Below are 4,169 nucleotides of genomic sequence, written 5' to 3'. Positions count from 1 at the left end.
CGCGAGCGCTACTGGGGCACGCCCCTGCCGCTGTGGGTGCACTCGGAGACGGGCGAGGTGGAGGCCATTCCCTCGCTCCAGGCCCTGCGCGAGAAGCCCGGCAGCAACCTCGCCGCCGTCGAGGCCGAGCTCAAGGCCTTCCTCGCCCAGAAGCCCGGCGCCACCACCGCCGAGCACCTCATCGTCCACAAGCCGTGGATCGACAAAGTCACCTACGAGAAGCCTGGCACCCCCGGCCGCTTCAACCGCGTGCCTGAAGTCATCGACGTGTGGTTCGACTCCGGCTGCATGCCGTTTGCGCAGTGGGGCTTCCCCCACGCCCCGGGCTCGCGCGAGAAGTTCACCCAGGCCTTCCCCGCCGACTTCATCTCCGAGGCCATCGATCAGACGCGCGGCTGGTTCTACTCGCTGCTGATGATCAGCACGCTCGTCTTCGACGAGAAGACGCACGGCTGGCCCCTGCCGTACAAGAGCTGCATCGTGCTCGGCCACGTCTCGGACAAGGAGGGCAAGAAGGAGTCCAAGTCCAAGGGCAACTACACCCCGCCGGAGATCATCCTCGATGAGGTCCGCATGGACTTCGCCGTGCTCGATGACAAGGCGGCGGGCGTCCCGGGCGTGGCCGGCGAGGCGCTCATCGCCCGCGAGGACCTCGAGGGGCTGGATCTCCAGGAGGGCGCGAAGGTGCAGGTGTTCCGCCCCGATGCGCCGGACAAGGCCGTCACCCTCACGGTGAAGGCCCACAAGAAGCTCAAGCGGCGCGTGTTGCTGCTGGGCAAGCGCGAGCTGGAAGCCCTGGGAGTAGCGCCCTCGGCGCGAGGCGCGGACGTGATGCCGGTGGAGGTGCCCCGGCTGGCCCCCGCCGAGCGCGTGGTGCTCAAGGACCCCGGCACCCGGGCTCCGGGCGCGGACGCCTTCCGCTGGTTCTTCTTCGCGGCGAGCCCCACCTGGTCCAACACGCGCCACTCGCTCAGCAACGTGCGGCTCCTGCAGAAGGACTTCCAGGTCAAGCTGCGCAACGTCTATTCGTTCTTCACCATCTACGCGAACATCGACGGCTTCTCGCCGGCCCGCGGCAACCCGGACTCCACCGAGGTGCCCTGGCTCGCCATCCGCGAGAGCACCGGCTGGCGCGAGCCCGCCCAGCGCACCGTGCTCGACAGGTGGATCCTCTCCGAGGTGCAGCTCGCCCTGCGCGATGTCACCCAGGCGCTGGACGCCTATCAGGTCTACGAGGCCGCGCAGCGGCTGGTGGCGCTGGTGGACGCGCTCTCCAACTGGTACCTGCGCCGCAGCCGCGAGCGCTTCTGGGGACCGGGCCTCGGGCAGGACAAGCTCGACGCGTACTTCACCCTGTACGAGGCGCTCACGACGATCGCCGCGCTGTCCGCGCCCTTCATCCCCTTCTTCGCCGACGAGCTGTGGAGCAACCTGGTGCGCCGGCCCTGGCCCACGTCCCAGCCGGAGAGCGTCCACCTGGGGCGCTTCCCCGAGGCGGATGAGCGCCTGATCGACGAGGGGCTGTCCACGGAGATGGGCGCGGTGCGGGAGCTGGTGTCCCTGGGCCTCAAGGTGCGCACGGACAACAAGCTCAAGGTGCGCCAGCCGCTGTCCCACGCGGACGTGATGCTCTCGCGCCGCGAGCTCCAGGAGCGCGTGGCCGTATACCGCGACCTCGTCGCCGACGAGCTGAACGTCCACGAGGTGCGCTTCCTCGAGGCGGGCCAGGAGGCGGACGTGGTGCGCTACAAGGTGCGGCCCAACCTGCGCGCCATGGGCAGCCGGCTCGGGCCCAAGCTGGCCCCGGTGCGCAAGGCCTTCGACGCGGCCGACAGCCGGAGCCTCCAGCGCGAGCTGTCACGCGAGGGCAAGGTGGTGCTCACCGTGGACGGGGAGTCCATGCTCTTCCCCGCCGAGGAGCTGGAGGTGCTGGTGGAGGCCAACCCCGGCTATGCCGCCGCCGGTGGGGGCGTGGGCGTGGTGGTGCTCCACACCGAGCTGACCGACGCGCTCGTGGACGAGGGCCTGGTGCGAGAGCTGCTCGCCCGGGTGCAGGCGGCGCGCAAGGACCTGGCGCTGGGCTACTCGGATCGGATCCGCCTGTGGGTGGACGGCGATGCGCGGGTGCGCAAGGTGATGGAGGAGGCCCGGGAGGTCATCTCCCGCGAGACGCTCGCCGCGGAGCTGCGCGTGGGCCCCGAGGGACTCACCGGCCAGGAGGAGGAGCTCAACCTCAACGGCCTGCCCGCCCGCCTGCGCGTGGAGCGCGCCTGACGCTCCCCGCCCCCCTGGGTATCCGGGGGGACGAGCGAGCCTGCCTCCCCTGCGGCGGAGACACCGGGCCGGACAGCGCCAGGCACCCCATCTCCCTGGTGAGGGCAACGCGGAGACGGAGGCTTCCATGGCACGAAGGGTGTTGGCATGGCTCGCCGTATTCGGGCTGATGGGCCCGGCGGGCGCGCAGGAGGTACAGGGCGGAGAGCGCGGGGAGGAGGCCGAGGCGGCCGGGCTTCCGGAGGATGTCCCGGACAACATGGACTCCTTCCGCCGGACGCCGCAGACGGATGACGTGCCCCAGACGGACGAGCAGCAGGGGACGGGAGGCTCCGGCACGGCCGGCACCGGCGAGCAGGCGCCCGTGGAGCAGGAGTCCATGATGTGCCCGCCCCCCGAGCAGAAGCCGGAAGCGGGGCAATCAGAAGCCCCAAGGTCATAGGGGCGCGAAGGATTCGTGCACCCGGGGACGGGCTGGGGTTGAATGCCGCGCTCCTGTGACGAGAAGCGGAGACAGAGATGGTGGGTGGTCAGCCTGGGAGCACGGACCCTCGGGCGAAAAGAGCCGAGGGTCGCGGGTGGTGGAGCCTCCCTTGGAGAGGACACCGCCCCGCGGCCCCCGGCCGTACCGCACGGCCCGTCATAGTACGTCTCACGTCCTCTTTTCCAGGGACTACCTTGCACGGGACGCCGCGCGTTGACCATGCAGATGCTGAGTGAGACTCCCGCCGTCTCCTTCTGCCGCGAGGTGCTGCCCGCGGTGTCGCGCACCTTCGCGCTGAACATCCCGGTGCTGCCCCGGCCGTTGGACACGGCGGTGATGGTGGCCTACCTGCTGTGCCGGATCGCCGACACGTTGGAGGATGAGGTCCGCGGCCCGGCGTGCCCGGTGCTGCTGGCGGAGCTGGCGAGGCTGAGCACGCTGCCCGCGGGGTGGGAGGCGGACGCGAGGCGCTTCACCCAGGAGGCGGGGCGGGTGCTGAGGGCGGAGACGCCCGTGTCGGAGTCCCGGCTGGTGGAGGGAATGCCCCGGGTGCTGGAGGCGCTGGCGGAGCACGCGGTGCCGGTGCGCGAGCACGTGGCGGGGTGCGTGGCGACGATGGCGGAGGGGATGGGGCGGATGGGGGACAAGGGCCGCGCGATGGGAGGCGGCCTGGGGCTGGCGAGCCTCGAGGAGACGCTGGAGTACTGCTACTACGTGGCGGGGACGGTGGGGGAGATGCTGACGAGGCTGTTCGCGTGGTACTCGCCGGCGGTGGCGAAGCGGGAGGAGCGGCTGGAGCCCCGCTCGGTGGCGTTCGGCAACGCGCTGCAACTGGTGAACATCCTCAAGGACGTGCGCGAGGACCATGAGCGCGGAAGCTGCTGGCTGCCGAGGACGCTGCTGTCGGAGTACGGGCTGACGCCGGAGACGCTGCTGGAGCCGGGCCGCCGGGACGAGGCGATGAAGGCGCACGGGCGGCTGGTGGCGGTGGCGCACGGGGAGGTGCGCAAGGCCTTCGACTATGTGATGGCCCTGCCGCGAGAGGAGCACGGCATCCGGCTCTTCTGCCTGTGGCCGCTGTTCCTGGCGGTGATGACGCTGCGCAAGCTGTACGGGAACGAGGCGGTGCTGGAGCCGAGGCCGGTGAAGGTGTCGCGGCGGACGGTGAAGTGGGTGATGGGCTCGACGAAGCTGCTGGTGGCGCAGGACTGGGCGCTGAAGGGGATGTTCACGGCGATGACCGCGTCCCTGCCCCTGAGTCCAGGACAGGGCGGAGCGCTTGCCTCGGTCCACGTCGGGAGGCTCGACGAGTCCCCGTAGCCGAAGCGACCAGAGGCGGGGATGCTCTCGTGCTGGCACCGCGGGAGAGCGGACGGCGGGCTTGTGGAGAAGTTGGGGACGGAGCGCTTTC

Annotated in this window: 3 protein-coding genes; all 3 read left to right on the top strand. The window is 70.7% G+C overall.

Annotated features, from left to right (window positions below; translation table 11 throughout):
* On the top strand, positions 1-2,274 hold a 2,274-nt coding region (locus tag VF794_RS22035; RefSeq protein WP_331113500.1), incomplete at its 5' end, for a DUF5915 domain-containing protein.
* 127 nt (positions 2,275-2,401) lie between these two features.
* Positions 2,402-2,716: a hypothetical protein gene (locus tag VF794_RS22030; protein WP_331113498.1), complete on the top strand. Its 315-nt coding sequence runs from the start codon at positions 2,402-2,404 to the stop codon at positions 2,714-2,716.
* Positions 2,717-2,977: 261 nt separating this feature from the next.
* Complete coding sequence (locus VF794_RS22025) at positions 2,978-4,078, top strand: phytoene/squalene synthase family protein (protein ID WP_331113496.1); 1,101 nt, start codon at positions 2,978-2,980, stop codon at positions 4,076-4,078.
* Positions 4,079-4,169: the final 91 nt, after the last annotated feature.

Origin of the sequence: Archangium sp., assembly GCF_036389735.1 — a bacterium.
Lineage (GTDB): Bacteria > Myxococcota > Myxococcia > Myxococcales > Myxococcaceae > Archangium.
The sequence above is the reverse complement of the archived record's forward strand: the minus strand, read 5'-3'. Positions and strand labels throughout refer to the sequence as shown.

Coding starts and splice junctions, on each gene's coding strand:
- VF794_RS22030 (WP_331113498.1), top strand. CDS start 2,402: ATGGCACGAAGGGTGTTGGCATGGCTCGCCGTATTCGGGCTGATGGGC.
- VF794_RS22025 (WP_331113496.1), top strand. CDS start 2,978: ATGCAGATGCTGAGTGAGACTCCCGCCGTCTCCTTCTGCCGCGAGGTG.